This window comes from Starkeya sp. ORNL1 (assembly GCF_012971745.1).
Classification (GTDB): Bacteria; Pseudomonadota; Alphaproteobacteria; order Rhizobiales; family Xanthobacteraceae; genus Ancylobacter.
Map to the genome: position 1 here is coordinate 4,476,697 of NZ_CP048834.1, position 16,601 is coordinate 4,493,297.

12 protein-coding genes and 1 pseudogene are annotated in these 16,601 nt (G+C 68.0%); 8 read left to right on the plus strand and 5 right to left on the minus strand.

Translation table 11 applies throughout. From position 1 onward, the window contains the following. Nucleotides 1-2 precede the first annotated feature (2 nt). Nucleotides 3-3,197, plus strand: a complete 3,195-nt coding sequence (locus G3545_RS21280; protein WP_170015438.1) for an efflux RND transporter permease subunit — start codon at nt 3-5, stop codon at nt 3,195-3,197. A 168-nt stretch (nt 3,198-3,365) separates the two neighbouring features. Here G3545_RS21280 and G3545_RS21285 read toward each other — a convergent pair whose 3' ends face one another. The 3 genes and pseudogenes from G3545_RS21285 to G3545_RS21295 form a co-directional block, all read right to left on the minus strand. After that, nucleotides 3,366-4,031 (minus strand): LON peptidase substrate-binding domain-containing protein, encoded by a 666-nt coding sequence (locus G3545_RS21285; protein WP_170015440.1) that lies wholly within the window; start codon nt 4,029-4,031, stop codon nt 3,366-3,368. A gap of 185 nt (nt 4,032-4,216) precedes the next feature. Next, nucleotides 4,217-5,134 carry a thioredoxin gene (gene trxA / locus G3545_RS21290; protein ID WP_170015442.1) on the minus strand — a complete coding sequence of 306 codons (918 nt, stop codon included), beginning with the start codon at nt 5,132-5,134 and terminating at the stop codon, nt 4,217-4,219. 69 nt (nt 5,135-5,203) lie between these two features. After that, nucleotides 5,204-5,745: pseudogene (locus G3545_RS21295) on the minus strand (prolyl-tRNA synthetase associated domain-containing protein). A 163-nt stretch (nt 5,746-5,908) separates the two neighbouring features. On the opposite strand from G3545_RS21295, the gene G3545_RS21300 reads away from it, so the two are divergent. Next, the gene (locus G3545_RS21300) at nt 5,909-6,649 is read left to right on the plus strand and encodes a gamma-glutamyl-gamma-aminobutyrate hydrolase family protein (protein ID WP_246702513.1); all 741 of its coding nucleotides are present in this window, start codon (nt 5,909-5,911) and stop codon (nt 6,647-6,649) included. Nucleotides 6,650-6,791: 142 nt separating this feature from the next. Here the strand turns inward: G3545_RS21300 and G3545_RS21305 are convergent, their stop codons facing one another. After that, the gene (locus G3545_RS21305; protein WP_170015444.1) at nt 6,792-7,463 is read right to left on the minus strand and encodes a GntR family transcriptional regulator; all 672 of its coding nucleotides are present in this window, start codon (nt 7,461-7,463) and stop codon (nt 6,792-6,794) included. A gap of 97 nt (nt 7,464-7,560) precedes the next feature. Here G3545_RS21305 and G3545_RS21310 point away from each other — a divergent pair, with 97 nt between their 5' ends. Continuing rightward, nucleotides 7,561-7,791, plus strand: coding sequence for a Trm112 family protein (locus G3545_RS21310; RefSeq protein ID WP_170015446.1), 231 nt, complete (start codon nt 7,561-7,563; stop codon nt 7,789-7,791). A 129-nt stretch (nt 7,792-7,920) separates the two neighbouring features. Here the strand turns inward: G3545_RS21310 and G3545_RS21315 are convergent, their stop codons facing one another. Next, nucleotides 7,921-9,168, minus strand: coding sequence for a ubiquinone biosynthesis hydroxylase (locus G3545_RS21315; RefSeq protein WP_170015448.1), 1,248 nt, complete (start codon nt 9,166-9,168; stop codon nt 7,921-7,923). Between the two features lie 116 nt (nt 9,169-9,284). On the opposite strand from G3545_RS21315, the gene tesB reads away from it, so the two are divergent. The 5 genes from tesB (at nt 9,285) to G3545_RS21340 (ending at nt 16,579) form a co-directional block, all read left to right on the plus strand. Further along, complete coding sequence (tesB, locus tag G3545_RS21320) at nt 9,285-10,169, plus strand: acyl-CoA thioesterase II (protein WP_170015450.1); 885 nt, start codon at nt 9,285-9,287, stop codon at nt 10,167-10,169. Between the two features lie 290 nt (nt 10,170-10,459). Next, a complete protein-coding gene (locus G3545_RS21325; protein WP_170015452.1) occupies nt 10,460-10,798 on the plus strand; it encodes a P-II family nitrogen regulator in 339 nt (112 codons plus the stop codon). 48 nt (nt 10,799-10,846) lie between these two features. Then, on the plus strand, nt 10,847-12,325 hold the full coding sequence (locus tag G3545_RS21330) for an ammonium transporter (protein WP_170015454.1): 1,479 nt from the start codon (nt 10,847-10,849) through the stop codon (nt 12,323-12,325). 373 nt (nt 12,326-12,698) lie between these two features. After that, on the plus strand, nt 12,699-13,916 hold the full coding sequence (locus G3545_RS21335) for an aminotransferase class I/II-fold pyridoxal phosphate-dependent enzyme (protein ID WP_170018205.1): 1,218 nt from the start codon (nt 12,699-12,701) through the stop codon (nt 13,914-13,916). Between the two features lie 134 nt (nt 13,917-14,050). Then, nucleotides 14,051-16,579, plus strand: coding sequence for a DNA translocase FtsK (locus G3545_RS21340; RefSeq protein ID WP_246702929.1), 2,529 nt, complete (start codon nt 14,051-14,053; stop codon nt 16,577-16,579). Nucleotides 16,580-16,601 lie beyond the last annotated feature (22 nt).

Consider the following 16,601-nt stretch of genomic DNA (forward strand, 5'->3'; position numbering starts at 1 on the left):
CTATGGCACTCAACATATCGGCCTGGGCGATCCGCAAGCCCATACCCTCGATCGTGCTGTTCGTGGTGCTGACCGCGCTTGGTCTGTTCACCTTCGACAAGCTGCCGATCACGCGCATGCCGAATATCGACCTGCCGATCGTCACCGTCACCATCACCGAGCCCGGCGCTGCGCCGAGCGAATTGGAGACGCAGGTGACGAAGCGTGTCGAGACCACGGTCTCGGGCGTGCAGGGGGTGAAGCACATCACCTCCTCGATCTCCGAAGGCACCTCGATCACCACCATCGAGTTCCAGCTGGAGACGCAGGTCGACCGCGCCGTGAACGACGTGCGCGACGCGGTATCGAAGATCCGCACGGAACTGCCGAAAGGCATCGAGGAGCCGCTGATCCAGCGCGTCGATGTCGAAGGCATGGCGATCGTCACCTACGCCGCTTCGGCGCCGAACATGTCGCCGGAGGAGCTGTCCTGGTTCGTCGATGACACCGTGATCCGCGCGCTGCAAAGCGTGCGCGGCGTCGCGCAGGTGAAACGCGAGGGCGGTGTCGATCGCGAGATCCGTATTTCCCTCGATCCCGACAAGCTCGCCTCGCTCGGCGTCACCGCGGCCGACGTCAATCGCCAGCTGGCGGCGACCAATGTCGACCTCGCCGGCGGGCGCGGCGAGATCGGCACGCAGGAGCAGTCAGTGCGTACGCTCGGCGGCGCGCTCACCGTGCAGGACCTCGCCGAGACCCGTATCGCGCTGCCGGCCAGCGGCACCAATTCGGGCCGGCAGGTACGGCTCGCCGACCTCGCCACCGTGACCGACGGCGCCGCCGAGCCGCGCATCTTCGCGCGCCTCGACGGCAAGCCGGTGGTGGCGTTCGGCATCTACCGCGCCAAGGGCTTTTCTGACGTCGTCGTCGCGCAGAACGCCGAGGATGAGCTGCGCAAGCTCGAGGCTCGGCATCCCGACGTCACCATCACGCTGATCGATTCGACGGTGAAATACACCCACGCCGACTATCAGTCGGCGATGCACACGCTGATCGAGGGCGCCATCCTCGCCGTCATCGTGGTGTTCCTGTTCCTGCGTGATTGGCGCGCCACCATCGTCTCGGCGCTGGCGATCCCGCTCTCCATCCTGCCCACCTTCTGGGTGATGGACATGCTCGGCTTCTCGCTGAACGGCGTGAGCCTGCTCGCGGTGACACTGGTGACCGGCATCCTGGTCGACGACGCCATCGTCGAGATCGAGAACATCGTGCGCCATATGCGCATGGGTAAATCCCCCTATCGCGCCGCCATCGAGGCGGCGGACGAGATCGGCCTTGCCGTGGTGGCGACGACGCTGACCATCGTCGCGGTGTTCATGCCGGTCTCCTTCATGGGCGGCATTGCCGGGCAGTATTTCAAGCAGTTCGGCATCACCGTTGCGGTCGCCGTGCTGTTCTCACTGCTGGTGGCGCGCCTGCTGACCCCGATGCTCGCGGCCTATTTCCTGCGCGACCACGGCCATCGCGAGACCGAGGACAGCCTGGTGATGCGCGGCTATACCGCGCTGCTGCGTTCCTCGATCCGGCATCGCTGGATCACCATTGCCGGCGGCATCGGCCTGTTCATCGGCTCGATGTACCTGTCGACCCTGCTGCCGAGCGGCTTCATCCCCAATGCCGACGTGTCGCGTTCGGTGCTGGCGCTGGAATTGCCGCCCGGCTCGACCATCCACTCGACGCAGGACGTGGTCGACCGGGTCTCGCGCATGTTCAAGCAGCAGCCCGAAGTCTCCAGCGTGTTCGTCACCGCCGGCACCGGCGTCGCCGGCGGCGGGCCGGCGGTGGCCGGCGAGGTGCGCAAGGCGACGCTGATCGTCAATCTGGTTCCCCGCGCCGACCGCAAGGCGACGCAGAAGGAATTCGAGACGCGGATGCGCAACGAGATCGCGCAAGTGCCGGACCTGCGCTTCAATTTCGGCGCCAGCGGCGGCGCCGGCCCGGGTGGGCGCGAATTCACCGTCATCCTGTCCGGCTCCGACGGCGCGGTGGTCGAGAAGACGGCGCTGGAGCTGGAGCGCGAGGTGCGCGCCAAGGTGAAGGGCCTCACCAATGTCGTCACCTCCGCTGCGCTGGAGCGGCCGGAATTGCGTGTGGTGCCGAAGCTGGCGGAAGCCGCCGAGCTCGGCGTCTCGGTTGCCGACATCGCCGAGACGGTGCGCATCGCCACGATCGGCGACGTGTCGCAGAACCTCGCCAAATTCTCCGCCGGCGATCGCCAGATCCCGATCCGGGTGCAGCTCGACGAAGGTGCGCGCGCCGATCTCTCCACCTTCGAGACGCTGAAGGTGCGTACCGCGTCGGGCGCCTCGGTGCCGCTGTCCTCGGTTGCCGACCTCAATTTCGGCGTCGGCCCGTCGAGCCTCGACCGCTATGACCGCGCGCGCCGCGTCGCCATCGAGGCCGATCTGGTCGGCAATACCCAGCTCGGCGAGGCGCTGGCCGAGGTCTATGCCCTGCCGGGGGCCAAGAACCTGCCGACCGGCGTGGTGCTGAAGGAAGCCGGCGACGCCGAGATCATGGCCGAGGTGTTCGGCGGCTTTGCCACCGCCATGGGTGCCGGCATCATGCTGGTGCTGGCGGTGCTGGTGCTGCTGTTCGCCGACGTGCTGCAGCCCATCACCATCCTGGTCGCCTTGCCGCTTTCGGTGGGCGGCGCCTTCGTGGCGCTGCTGCTCACCAACAACGCGATGACGCTGCCGGTGGTGATCGGCTTCCTGATGCTGATGGGCATCGTCACCAAGAACGCCATCCTGCTGGTCGACTTCGCCATCGAGTCGATGAAGGAGGGCAAGGACCGCACCACGGCGCTGATGGATGCCGGCCACAAGCGCGCGCAGCCCATCGTGATGACCACTATCGCCATGGCCGCGGGCATGCTGCCGTCCGCCGCCGGCCTCGGCGAGGGTGCCGCCTTCCGCGCGCCGATGGCGATCGCGGTGATCGGCGGGCTGATCGCCTCGACCGTGCTGTCGCTGGTGTTCGTACCGGCGGTGTTCACGCTGATGGACGATGTGCGCCGCATTGCCGGCCGCCTGTTCGGCCGCTTCGTCGGCGAGCGCGACGAGCCGGAGGAGCATGTTGCGGCCCCAGGCGGTCAGGTGGTGGCCGGGCCGCACCCGCTGCCGCATCTGCCGCCCCGGCCGGTCGCGGCAGAGTAGGAAGTCCAGTCGTCATCCCGGACGGCGCACAGCGCCGATCCGGGATCGCGTGACGAGCGCGCGCTTCTTGCTGACAACGATCCCGGCTCTACGCTGCGCGGAGCCTGTCCTCGGGCTTGCCGCAGGCAAGATCCGTGGGGCCGGGATGACGCCTTCTGGCGAGGCTTACTACTGTAGCGGGCCCTCGCCTTCGTCGGTGGTGCGGGCGAGAGCCATCTCGGTCACCGCGACCAGGATATCGGCGCGGGTCTTCAGGTCCGGCGCCTCAAGCAGCGCCTGCTTCTCGCGCGGGCCGAACGGCGCCATCATCGACAGGCCATTCACCAGCGCCTCGTTGGGCGCCTGGTTGACACTGTCCCAGTCGGCATCGAGGCTCTTGGCCTTCAAATAGTCGGCGAACGTGCGCAGCAGGCCCTTGCGGTCCACCGCGTCGGCGCCGGTGTTCGGGGTGAAATCATCGGTGAAGGCATAGTCCACCTGCGCCTGGCGGTAGGCCGCCAGGGCGCCGAGCTCGCGCACGATGCGGAAGCGGGCGATGCCGGTGAGGTTCATCAAATAGCGCCCGTCGCCGCTCTCGGCGAGTTCGGTGATGCGGCCGACGCAGCCGACCGCCGCCAGCGACGGCACGCTCCGCGTATTGGCGTCCGGATCCGGCTGCACCATGCCGATCAGCCGCTCGCCCTTGAGTGCGTCGTCCACCATGGCGAGATAGCGCGGCTCGAAGATGTTGAGCGGCAGCTGGCAGCGCGGCAGCAGCAGCGCGCCGTCGAGCGGGAACAGCGGGATGAGTGCCGGCAACTCGTCGGGCCCGCGATACGGGCGATTGATCGGCATCGGCGTCCCCCCGCAGCCTGTTCCTGCGCCCGGGATGGGCGAAGGACTCGTTCCTACATTACGACCTCATCCTGAGGTGCCGCGAAGCGGCCTCGAAGGATGTCCGTCCCGATGGCCGTCTTCTGCTTGAGCATCCTTCGAGGCGAGCTGCGCTCGCACCTCAGGATGAGGTCGCGTATTGGTTTTCAGGCGAACAGGATGGAGGACAGCCGGCGCCGGCCAAGCAGCGTGAACTCGTCGGTCGGACCCCACGCCTCGAAGAGCTGCACCAGCTGCTTGCGCGCGCCGTCATCGTTCCAGGTGCGGTCCTTCTTCACGATGGCGAGCAATTCGTCGATCGCCTCCTCGCGCTTGCCGCGGGCGTTCAGCGCCAAAGCGAGGTCGAAGCGAGCCTGGTGGTCGAGCGGATTGGCGGCGACCCTGGCCTGCAATTCGCCGGCATCGCCGAGCGAAGCGGCTGCTTCCTCCAATTCGATGGCGGCGCGGGCAGCGGCCACGGCGGCGTCATTCACGCCGCTCTCCGGCACGGTGGCGAGCGTCGCCTTGGCCTGTTCGAGCGAGCCGGCGGCAAGCTGGGCGCGGGCGATGCCGGCGATTGCCTTGACGTTGCCGGGCTCTTCGCCGAGCACATGGGCGAACACCTCGATGGCGCCCGCGGCATCGCCTTCGGCCAGCGCCGCTTCGCCGCTCTCCAGCAATTCCTTGAGATCGGGTCCGGCCGCGCCGCCGGCGAGGCGGTCGACCAGCGCCTGCACCTGGCTCTCCGGCTGCGCGCCGGTAAAGCCGTCGACCGGCTGGCCGTTGACGAAGGCATAGACCGTTGGCAGCGACTGGATGCCGAGTTGCTGGGCGACGGCCGGGTGCTCGTCGGTGTTCATCTTGGCGAGGCGCACCTTGCCCTTGGCGGCGCGCACCACCTTCTCGATGACCGGCGTGAGGGTCTTGCAGGGCCCGCACCAGGGGGCCCAGAAATCCACCAGAACCGGGCGTTTGCGGGATTCCTCGACCACATCCTTCATGAAGGTACGGGTCGTGGTGTCAATCACCATATCGTCGGCGGCGGGCGAGGCATCGCCCGGAGTGGCGGGCTGGTTCAGCAGCATGGTTCTTCCTCGAAATTCTACCGCGCGTTCGCGCCTAAGATGGTTCGTCGCCGTGCAAATGCAACTCTTTCACGCCTCACCGGCGGGTTCAGCTTCTTCGGCGCGGCGGGGAATTTCCATCACCAGCGGCTCATGGCCGGTGGCGCGCAGGAAGCGCAAGAGGTCGGCGCTTCGCAGCGTGGTGGTGGAGGTATTCACCAGGGGTGGCAATTGACCAGCTCCTCGCGCATCAGCTCGGCGTCGAGCACCACGGTGACGCGCCCAGTGGTGTCATTGACCGGACCGAAGGCGGTGACCGCGCCCGGCTTCACCCCCAGCACCTCCTCCAGCAATTCGGCGCTGCCGAAGGAGAGCCGGCTCGATGCGCCGAGCGGAATATGCAGCGACTTGAGGTCGACGCGGGTCTCCTCCTCGACCACGACGAGGAAGATCCTGCCCTTCTTGTCCTTCAGGAACAGGTTCTTGGTGTGGCCGCCGGGGATGTCGCCGCGCAACGTCTGCGAATCCTCCACCGTGAACAGCGGCGGATGGTCGATGGTGGTCGCCTCGATGCCGAGCTCGTCGAGCCGGGCGAGGAGTTCATCGCGGGAGAGGGGCGTGTTGTCTGGCATGGCGCGGTTCTACCCGCCCGTGGCGGCCGACGGCAAGTCACGCGGTTGACAGCGCCGATCGGCGGGGCCACATCCGCGCCAACCAGTGCAAGGGCACCATGATGCGTCCAGTGATCGGCGTCGTCAGCGACGTGAAGGCAAGCGGCGGCCACGTCCTCCTGGCGTGACCGAGAAGTATCTCTATGCGGTGGCGCGTGGTGCGCAGGCGCTGCCGGTGCTGCTGCCCGGGCAGATGTCGGCGGTGGACGGCGACATGGCGCCGGAGCGCCTGGTGCTGGAGGAGATCTTCGAACTGGTCGACGCCATCTTCCTGCCCGGCAGCCCGTCGAACGTTGCGCCGACGCATTATGGCGCGGCGGCCTATAACCCGCCGCTGCCGTCCGATCCCTTTCGCGACGACCTCTCGCTGCCGCTGATCCGCGCCGCCATCGCGCGCGGCGTGCCGATCCTCGGCGTGTGCCGCGGCTTCCAGGAGATGAATGTCGCGCTCGGCGGCAGCCTGCACCAGAAGGTGTACGAGCAGCCGGGGCATTTCGACCATCGTGAGGACGCGACGCGCTCCATCGACGAGCAATACGGGCCGGCGCACGAGGTGGCGCTGACGCCCGGCGGCCTGCTGGCCGGGCTCGCCGGCGCCGACCGCTGGACGGTGAACTCGCTGCACGGCCAGGGCATCGACCGGCTGGCGGACAGCGCCATCATCGAGGCGCAGGCCGATGACGGCCTGGTCGAGGCGTTCCGGGTGAAGGACGCGCCCGGCTTTGCCATGGCGGTGCAATGGCATCCGGAATGGCGCTTCTGGCAGGACCGGCTGTCGACCGGGCTGTTCATCGCGTTCGGCGCAGAAGCCCGGCTCGCCGCCGAACGGCGGCGCGGCACGCCGGCGCTCAAGGCGACGGGCTGAACGCGCCTGCGTGCTTCGAGGCCGGCTCACTCCCTCTCCCCGTCGGGGAGAGGGTTGGGGTGAGGGGCGTTCTCGGCCGTGCTCCCCCTCACCGACCCGCTTCGCGGGCCACCTCTCCCCAACGGGGAGAGGGAATCTCCCTTCACTTCAACTGCGCCTGCAAGTGGCCGATGCCGTCGCGGATGTCGGCCTCGATGGCGCGGCGCAGCGCCGGCTCGTCGCCGGCTTCCAGCGCGCTCAGCGCCTCGGCGTGGCGGTCCACCGGATAATGGCGGTCGAGATCGGCCAGCGCCATGCGCATGAACGGGCCGATCTGCAGCCAGACCGATTCGATCAGCGGCAGCAGCACATTGTCCGGCGGCGAACCGTAGAGCGCGGCGTGGAAGGCGAGATTGGTTTCGATCATCGCCTCGACATCGCCGTCGGCGACCGCCTGGTCTGAGGCGCGGTTGAGGCCGGCGAGCCGGCCGAGGAAGGCGGGGTCGGCACTGGGCAAGGCGCGCGCCGCCGCTTCGGTCTCCAGAAGCGTGCGCACCGCCACCAGTTCCTCGAAGCGCTGCGCCGTCATCTCAGGTACACGAACGCGGCGATTGTCGAGCAGCACCAGCGCGCGCTCCGCCACCAGCCGCCGCAGGGCTTCGCGCACCGGTGTCGGCGAGGTGCCGAGCGCTTCGGCGAGGCCGCGTATGGTGACGGCACGTCCCGGCGGGAAGCGGCCGGACATGACGGTGCGGCGCAGGCGGCGGAATGCCCATTGCTGCACGGTTTCGCCATTGAGGCGCGGTTCGGGGGCGAGGTCGAGCGACGGATCCATGACACCGGGTGCGGCGGAAGATGACTTTCTTCTGACATGTGCGGATGCGAATGTCAGGCGTGCCTTGCCCATCGCCTTGTCCAATGCCGGAACTGTCATGAACACCGATCCCGCCGTCACGCCCGCCCATGCCGGCTATGCGCTCGACCCGAAGCTGCTCGAGCTACTGGTCTGCCCGGTGACCAAGGGCACGCTGGAATATGACCGCGAGAAGCACGAGCTGATCTCGCGCAGCGCACGGCTCGCCTATCCGATCCGCGATGGCATCCCGATCATGCTTGCCGACGAGGCGCGTCCGCTCGACGAGAGCGAAGTCGGCAAGCGCTGATCCTATCCCACCAGGCCGTCATCCCGGACGGCCGGAACGGCCGATCCGGGATCGCAAGAAGGTGTTGCGCGGGACTTCACGCGATCCCGGCTCTGCGGCTTCGCCTTCGGCCGGGATGACGACTTGGGGTCAAAGCGCCTCGCCGCGCATCAGCTTGGGCACCGCGCCCGTGAGGCCGGCGGCGTCGCGGATGAAGGCGTCCTTCAGGCGCGGTAGCCGCTCCACCAGCCCGAGCCCGACATCGCGGGCGAGACGCAGCACGTCGGAGCGGTTGGAGAACAGCCGGTTCAGCCCGTCGGTCGCCACCCCCATGGCCAGCGTGTCGAAGCGCCGCCAGCGCTGGTAGCGCTCCAGCACGTCCGGCCCGCCAATATCGAGGCCGAGCCGGGCGGCGTCGGTCACCGCCTCCGCAAGCGCGGCGACGTCGCGCAGCCCCATGTTCAGCCCCTGGCCGGCGATCGGGTGGATGGCGTGCGCGGCATCCCCCACCAGCGCCAGCCGGTCGGCGATGAAGCGCCGGGCCATCTGGAAGCCGAGCGGGAAGGCGCGGGGTTTGTCGAGCACGGTGATCGTGCCGAGCTGGAGGCCGAACCGGCGTTCCAGTTCGTCATGGAAGAAGGCCGGCGGCAGAGCGAGCATTTGCCCTGCGGTCTCGGTGGTCTCGGTCCAGACGATCGAGGTGCGCCGGCCGGTCAAGGGCAGCAAGGCGAAGGGACCGGCGGGCAGGAAATGCTCCACCGCCTTGCCTTCATGGTCGCGCTCGTGGCCGACGGTGCAGACGATGGCGGACTGGCGATAGGTCCAGCCGACGGTGCCGATGCCGGCGCGCTCGCGCAGCCTGGAGCGGGCGCCGTCGCAGGCGCAGAGCAGGCTGGCCGCAAGCTTCACCCCGTCGACCGTGGTGAGCGCGATGCCGGCGTCTTTCGACGTGAAATCGGCGATCCCCGCAGGATGCAGCGTGATGCCTTTGGCGCGGGCGGCATCCGTCAGCGCGTCCTGCAGCAAAGCGTTCGGCACCATATGGGCGAAGGCCTCGCCCGGTGCGACATCGCCATCGAAGGCGAGGAAGACCGGGCGCGCGGCATCACCGACCTTGCTGTCGGTGATCTCCATGGCGCGCATCGGCTGGGCCTCGCCGGCGATCCGCTCCCACACGCCGAGCGCCTCCAGGAGGCGCCGGGCGCCGGCGGCGATGGCGGAGGCGCGCAGATCATGGGCACGCATGTCGTCGGCGCCTGCGGTCCGGCCGAGGGTCGGGTCGGCGACGAGGATGCGGGCGTCCGCACCGAGGCCGTGGCGCAAGGCCAGCGCCAGCGTCAGCCCGGCAAGGCCGCCGCCGGCGATCGCCACATCCTGCCGCTCTAATTCTTTCTGCATGGCAGAATGTCTCTTCGTACCATTGTCCGGGCCGCACCATATGCCGTAGCAACATCCAAGCAAAATGGAAGCGCGGCTATAGCCAGGCTATGGCCGGGCTAGTTCCCGGAGCGCGCATGTCCACCCTTGCCGAACTCGTCAGCCTGCTCGATCTCGAGACGCTGGACACCAATCTGTTCCGCGCCCGCAACGCGCCGACCAATTGGCGCACCCATGTCGGGCGGGTGTTCGGCGGGCAGGTGCTGGCGCAGGCGCTGGTGGCGGCGCAGCGCACGGTGGAGGACATCGACGCCCATTCCCTGCACGCCTATTTCATCCTGCCCGGCGATCCGCAGGTGCCGATCATCTATGAGACCGAGCGGGTGCGCGACGGCCGCAGCTTCACCACGCGGCGGGTGGTGGCGATCCAGCACGGCCGGCCGATCTTCGTGATGTCCGCCTCCTTCCACAAGCGCGAGGACGGCTTCGAGCACCAGCTGCCGCTGCCCGAGGGGGTGCCCCCGCCGGAAGCGCTGACGAGCGTCGCGGACCTGCCGCAGGAGATGCTCGCCAAGCTGCCCGAACGGGTGAGGACCTATTGGACGCGCCCGCGCCCGGTGGAGTTGCGGCCGGTGAGCCTCGGCCACTACACCGGCACGCCGCCGCGCGAGCCGGTGCAGTATGTCTGGTTCCGAGCCGCGGGCGAACTGCCCGACGATCCGGGGCTGCATCGGGCGGTACTGGCCTACACCTCCGACATGACGCTGCTGGAGACCGCGCTGGTCACGCACGGCAACAGCGTGCTCGGCGACAACATTCAGGGCGCGAGCCTCGACCACGCGTTGTGGCTGCATCGACCGTTCCGCGTCGATGACTGGCTGCTCTATGCCCAGGACAGTCCGTTTGCCGGCGGCGCGCGCGGGCTGGCGCGTGGGCTGATCTATGACCGGGGCGGGCGCCTCGTCGCGTCGGTGGCGCAGGAAGGGCTGATACGCCCGGTTGCGGTTTTGCCTAGTAAATAGGCGATTGATCATTTTATAATCTTGCCGATTCGCCTGTTCGTTGTGGCGATGAATAATTAAGCAGCGTCGATCGCTGCGATGTGGCCGGTTTGTGGCAAAGCGCCCACGGCCGGCTGGTTGATACGGCCTGCGAACCACTGGAAACGCTTCATTTCCCTCGCTTGGCACGCGACTTGAATTCCTCGGTGCCGGCTTGTCCGAAGGGTCTCCAAAAACCCGCCTGGCCGAGTCCGACATGAAACACCCCTGGCCGGCGTATTTCGGCTCGGGGCAAGCGGGGACAGGAACCCATGAAAATCGTCATGGCTATCATCAAGCCCTTCAAGCTTGAGGAAGTCCGGGATGCGCTCACCGGCATTGGGGTGCACGGACTGACCGTTACCGAGGTCAAGGGATATGGCCGGCAGAAAGGGCACACCGAGATCTATCGCGGCGCCGAATATGCCGTGAGCTTCCTGCCGAAGCTCAAGATCGAGGTGGCCGTGGCTTCCGATCAGGTTGCAAAGGTCATCGAGGCGATCACCGCCTCGGCCAAGACCGGCCAGATCGGCGACGGCAAGATCTTCGTCTACGCCATCGACCAGGCGGTGCGCATCCGCACCGGCGAGACCGACGTCGACGCCCTCTGAACCAGCGCCATTGATCCGACATCCAGATTGCGACGGAGCATTCAACTCATGACGATGAAGAAATGGATAAGCGCGGGGCTTCCCGTGCTGGCGGCAGTGGCGCTGGTGGCAGCCGCCGCCCACGCCCAGGACGCCGCGGTGGCGGCGCCGGCCGCGGCCCCCGGGCCGACCATCAACAAGGGCGACACGACCTGGATGATGGTTTCCACCATCCTCGTGCTGATGATGTCGGTTCCTGGCCTTGCGCTGTTCTATGGCGGTCTGGTGCGCGGCAAGAACATGCTCTCGGTGCTGATGCAGGTGTTCTACACCGTTAGCATCGTCGGCATCATCTGGGTGCTCTACGGCTACTCCCTGGCCTTTACCGGTGGTTCGCCCTTCGTCGGCGGCTTCTCCAAGGCGTTCCTGCACGGCGTCGGCCTGGAATCGCTGGGCGCGACCTTCTCGGTCGGCGTCGCCATTCCGGAGCTGGTGTTCATCGCCTTCCAGATGACCTTCGCCATGATCACCCCGGCGCTGATCGTCGGCGCCTTCGCCGAGCGCGTGAAGTTCTCCGCGGTGGTGCTGTTCGTGCCGCTCTGGGTCACCTTCATCTATTTCCCGATGGCCCACATGGTGTGGTACTGGGCCGGACCGGACGCGGTTGACGCCGCTGCCAAGGCCCTTGCCGCCGCCACCGACCCGGCCGCCAAGCAGGCCGCCCAGAGCGCCCTCGACGCGGTGCTGTCGGATACCGGCTACATCTTCTCGCTCGGCGCCATCGACTTCGCCGGCGGCACCGTGGTGCACATCAATGCCGGTATCGCCGGTCTCGTCGGCGCCCTGCTGGTCGGCAAGCGCACCGGCTACGGCAAGGAACTGATGCCGCCCCACTCGCTGACCATGACCATGATCGGCGCCTCCCTGCTGTGGGTCGGCTGGTTCGGCTTCAATGCCGGCTCGAACCTCGAAGCCGCTCCGCTCACCGTGCTCGCCATGATGAACACCTTCATCGCGACCTGCGCCGCGGCGCTGTCGTGGATGTTCGTCGAGTGGATCGTCAAGGGCAAGCCGAGCATGCTCGGCGTGGTCTCCGGTGCCGTCGCGGGCCTCGTCGCCGTCACCCCGGCGGCCGGCTTTGCGGGCATCATGGGCTCGCTGATCCTCGGCCTCGGCGTCAGCGTCGTCTGCTTCATCTTCTGCACCAGCATCAAGAATGCGCTGGGCTATGACGATGCGCTCGACGTGTTCGGCGTGCACTGCGTGGGCGGCATCTTCGGCGCCATCGGCACCGGCATCCTGGTTGATCCCAACCTCGGCGGCACCGGCATCTATGACTATGTCGCCGGCGCGGTTGCGGCCTACGACATGACCACCCAGGTGACGGCGCAGGTCAAGGCCGTGCTCATCACCCTGGTGTGGTCGGGCGTCGGCTCGGCGATCCTCTACAAGATCGTCGACATCATCGTCGGACTGCGTCCGTCGGTGGAGCGCGAGCGCGAAGGCCTCGACATCACCGATCACGGCGAGCGGGCCTACCACTCCTGAGATCCTCCCGGGCCGCGGCGCGTCGCGCGCCGCTGCCAGGCCCATGGCCCCGGTCGCAAGACCGGGGCCTTTTGTTTTCGGCCACTATTCGTCATCCCGGAACGGCCGCAAGGCCATATCCGGGATCGCAGGAAGGTGTTGCGCGGGACTTCACGCGATCCCGGCTCTCCGCCCTGCGGGCTCCGGCCGGGATGACGGCATTGGGGAAAGGGGCTTCGGACAAGCGTCCTGTGGACACGATCCTGATCGCCTTGGTTCCGCCGCCCTGCGCCGTTCCCATGCCGGCCATGGTTAAGGGCGCCTTTACCCCGGTTGGTTAAGGTCGCCGGGCCAATAAAAGCGTGTGAGCGTCGCGTTGAGTGAGACCAAGGCCGTGCCCGCCAACAGCATAGACCGCCCGCCCGTCGTGGATGCGGGGCCGGCGGCGCGCTCGCCTTTCGTCCGCCTCGCCGAGCTGCTGGCCGATATCGCGCCCGGCAAGCCGGCGCTCAGCCTTGCCGTCGGCGAGCCGCAGCACGCCATGCCGGGCTTCGTCGGCGAGGTGCTCGCCGCCAATCTTTCCGGCTTCGGCCGCTATCCCGCCGGCAAGGGCCTGCCTTCTTTCCGCAAGGCCGCCGCCGACTGGAGCGCGCGCCGCTATACGCTGCCGCGCCCGCTCGATCCCGAGCGCGAGGTGCTGGTGCTGAACGGTTCGCGCGAAGGCCTGTTCTCGGCCGCCATCCTCGCCCGGAGGCTGGCTTCGCCCGAGAAGCAGAAGGCACCCCGGGTGCTGCTGCCGAACCCGTTCTATGCCGCCTATGGCGCCGGCGCCGAGGCCGCCGGCTGCGAGAGCGTGCCGCTGCCGCTTCCCGAAGGCGGCGGCTGGCTGCCGGACCTCGACGCTCTGACCCCGGAACTGCTGAACCGGACGGTGGCGATCTATCTCGCCTCGCCGGCCAATCCGCAGGGCACTATCGCCCCGAGGGACTATCTCGCCCGCCTGGTGACAATCGCCCGCGCGCACGATGTGATGGTGCTGTCCGACGAGTGCTATTCGGAGATTTGGCTGGGCGAGGAAGCGCCCACCGGCATCCTCGAAGTCGCCGGGCCGGATTATGCCAAGGTCGTCGCCTTCAACTCGCTGTCGAAGCGCTCCAGCCTGCCGGGCCTGCGCTGCGGTTTCTGCGCCGGCGATGCCGCCTTCATGGAAGCCTTTGCCGAGTTCCGAAATGTCGCCGCGCCGCAGGTGCCGGAGCCGATCCAGCATGTCGGCATCGCCGCCTTCGCCGATGAGGCGCATGTGACCGCCAGCCGCGACCTCTACAAGGCGAAGTTCGATCTTGCCGACCGGCTGCTGGCCGGGCGGTTCGGCTATTCCCGTCCGGATGGCGGCTTCTTCCTGTGGCTCGACGTCTCCGCGGTTGGCGGCGGCGAGCAGGCGGCGCTGACGCTGTGGCGACGCGAGGGTATCCGCACCGTGCCGGGCGGGTATCTGTGCCGCAGCGATGCGCAGGGCCGCAATCCGGGCACGAACTATCTCAGGGTGGCGCTGGTGCACGATCTTGCGACGACCGAGGACGCCCTGGCGCGCCTCGTCGTCGGCCTGTCGTGAAGCGGGGAGCGGGAACGGCGATGGGCGCGCAGAGGAGTAACGCGATGCGGGCGCAGACAATGAGTTCCGGCAGCTATCGCGGCAACGTCCAGCGCAGCCCGCGCGAACGTGCGCCGCGCGGCAACGCGATGTCCATGACCCGCCCGGCGTCCGGCATCGATCTGCTGCCCGAAGAGCTGAAGCGCCTGCTGCGCCGCCGTGCCGCCGAGATCATCGGGCTCGGCTTCATTGCCGTGTCCGCCATATTGCTGGTGGCGCTGGCGAGCTGGTCGGCCGAGGATCCGAGCTTCTCGCGCTCCAGTGCCGCCGATCCCGCCAATCTGCTGGGCCGCCCCGGTGCCGTCGTCGCCGACCTCTTGATGCAGCTGTTCGGTGTTGCCGCGCTTGCCGCGGTGCTGCCGCTGCTGATGTGGGGCTGGCTCATCCTCACCCATCGCCGGCCGCGCCGCGAGAAGCTGCGCCTTGGTGCCTATGTGCTGGGCGTGATCTTCGCCGCCGGTTTCGCCGCCTGCCTGCCGCGGCTTTCCGGCTGGCCGCTGCCGAGCGGGCTCGGCGGCGTGCTCGGCGAAGGCGTGCTCTCGATTCCGCTGGCGTTCCGCAACAACTGGCTGATCGCGCTCGACTATCTTATCACCGGCACGGTCTGCCTCGCCGGTGCCCTGGCCGCGCTCCCGGTCGCCGTCGGCTTCGGCTTCAATGCGGTGCCGGAGGAAGAGCCGGAGATCGACGAGGACGCGCCGGTCTATGAGGACGACGACGAGCCGCGCGGCGGCCTCTCGCTCGGTGCGCTCGCCCATGGCCTGCTGGCCCTGAAGGCGCAGCTCTGGACCGCGCGCGGCAAGGCGCGCGAGCCGGGCCGCGAGAAGGGCGGCGTGATGGCGGCGATCCGCGAGGCGTTCGGCTTCGACGAAGAGGATGCCCCGGTGACCCCTGCCCGTGGCAGCCGGGTCGAGCCGCGCTTCGGCAGCAATGCGATGCTGCTGCCCGAAGTCGAGCCCGTCTATCCGCCGGACGCCGAGGACGTGGACGACGAGGACGAGATCGAGGAGGCGCCGCCTCCCGCCCGAGCCAAGGGCAAGCGCCCGCCGCTGCGCTCCATCAAGGGTGGACGGCTGGAGGCGGAGGAGGCCCGCCGCCGTTATCAGCACCCGCCCGTCGACCTGCTCACTGTGGCCCCACCGGTCAAGGGGCCGGCGCTGCCGAACGACGTGCTGCAGGAAAATGCCCGCGACCTCGAGGGCGTGCTGGACGATTTCGGCGTGCGCGGCGCCATCACCAATGCGCGCCCTGGCCCCGTGGTCACGCTCTATGAGCTGGAGCCGGCGCCGGGCATCAAGTCCTCCCGCGTCATCGGCCTTGCCGACGACATCGCCCGCTCGATGAGCGCGATCTCCGCCCGCGTCGCGGTGATCCCCGGCAAGAACGCCATCGGCATCGAACTGCCGAACCCCAAGCGTGAGAAGGTGCTGCTGCGCGAGATCATCACCGCCAAGGATTTCGGCGAGACCGCGCACAAGCTCGCCATCGCGCTCGGCAAGACCATCGGCGGCGAGCCGGTCATCGTCGATCTCGCCCGCATGCCGCATCTGCTGGTCGCCGGCACCACCGGCTCGGGCAAGTCGGTCGCCATCAATACGATGATCCTGTCGCTGCTCTACCGGATGACCCCGGACCAGTGCCGGCTGATCATGGTCGATCCGAAGATGCTGGAACTCTCGGTCTATGACGGCATCCCGCATCTGCTCTCCCCCGTCGTCACCGATCCCAAGAAGGCGGTGATCGCCCTCAAATGGGCGGTGCGCGAGATGGAGGAGCGCTACAAGAAGATGTCCAAGGTCGGCGTGCGCAATATTGACGGCTTCAATGCCCGCGTCGTCGAGGCGCAGGCCAAGGGCGAAGCCATCGTGCGCACCGTGCAGACCGGCTTCGACAAGGAGACCGGCGAAGCGGTCTATGAGCGCGAGGAAATGGATCTGGCGCCGCTGCCCTACATCGTCGTCGTGGTCGACGAGATGGCCGATCTGATGATGGTCGCCGGCAAGGACATTGAAGGCGCGATCCAGCGCCTCGCCCAGATGGCCCGCGCCGCCGGCATCCACCTGATCATGGCGACGCAGCGGCCCTCGGTCGACGTCATCACCGGCACCATCAAGGCGAACTTCCCGACCCGCATCTCCTTCCAGGTCACCAGCAAGATCGACTCGCGGACCATCCTCGGCGAGCAGGGCGCGGAACAACTGCTCGGCCAGGGCGACATGCTCTACATGGCCGGTGGCGGGCGTATCTCCCGTGTCCACGGCCCGTTCGTCTCCGACCAGGAGGTCGAGCGCGTGGTCGAGCACCTGAAGTCGCAGGGCGCGCCGGCCTATCTCGACGCCGTCACCACCGAGCTTGACGAGAGCGGCGAGGAGGGTGCGGACGGCGCGGTGTTCGACAAGGGCTCGTTCGGCGAGGAGGGTGGCGATCTCTACGACCAAGCGGTCGCGGTGGTGATGCGCGACAAGAAGTGCTCCACCTCCTACATCCAGCGCCGTCTGCAGATCGGCTACAACCGCGCCGCCTCGCTGGTGGAACGGATGGAGCGCGAGGGGCTGGTGGGTGCCGCCAACCATGCCGGCAAGCGCGAAATATTGGTGGAGCGCGGCGACGCCGAGACGTATTGATCCTGGCAGAGCATGTTCCGCA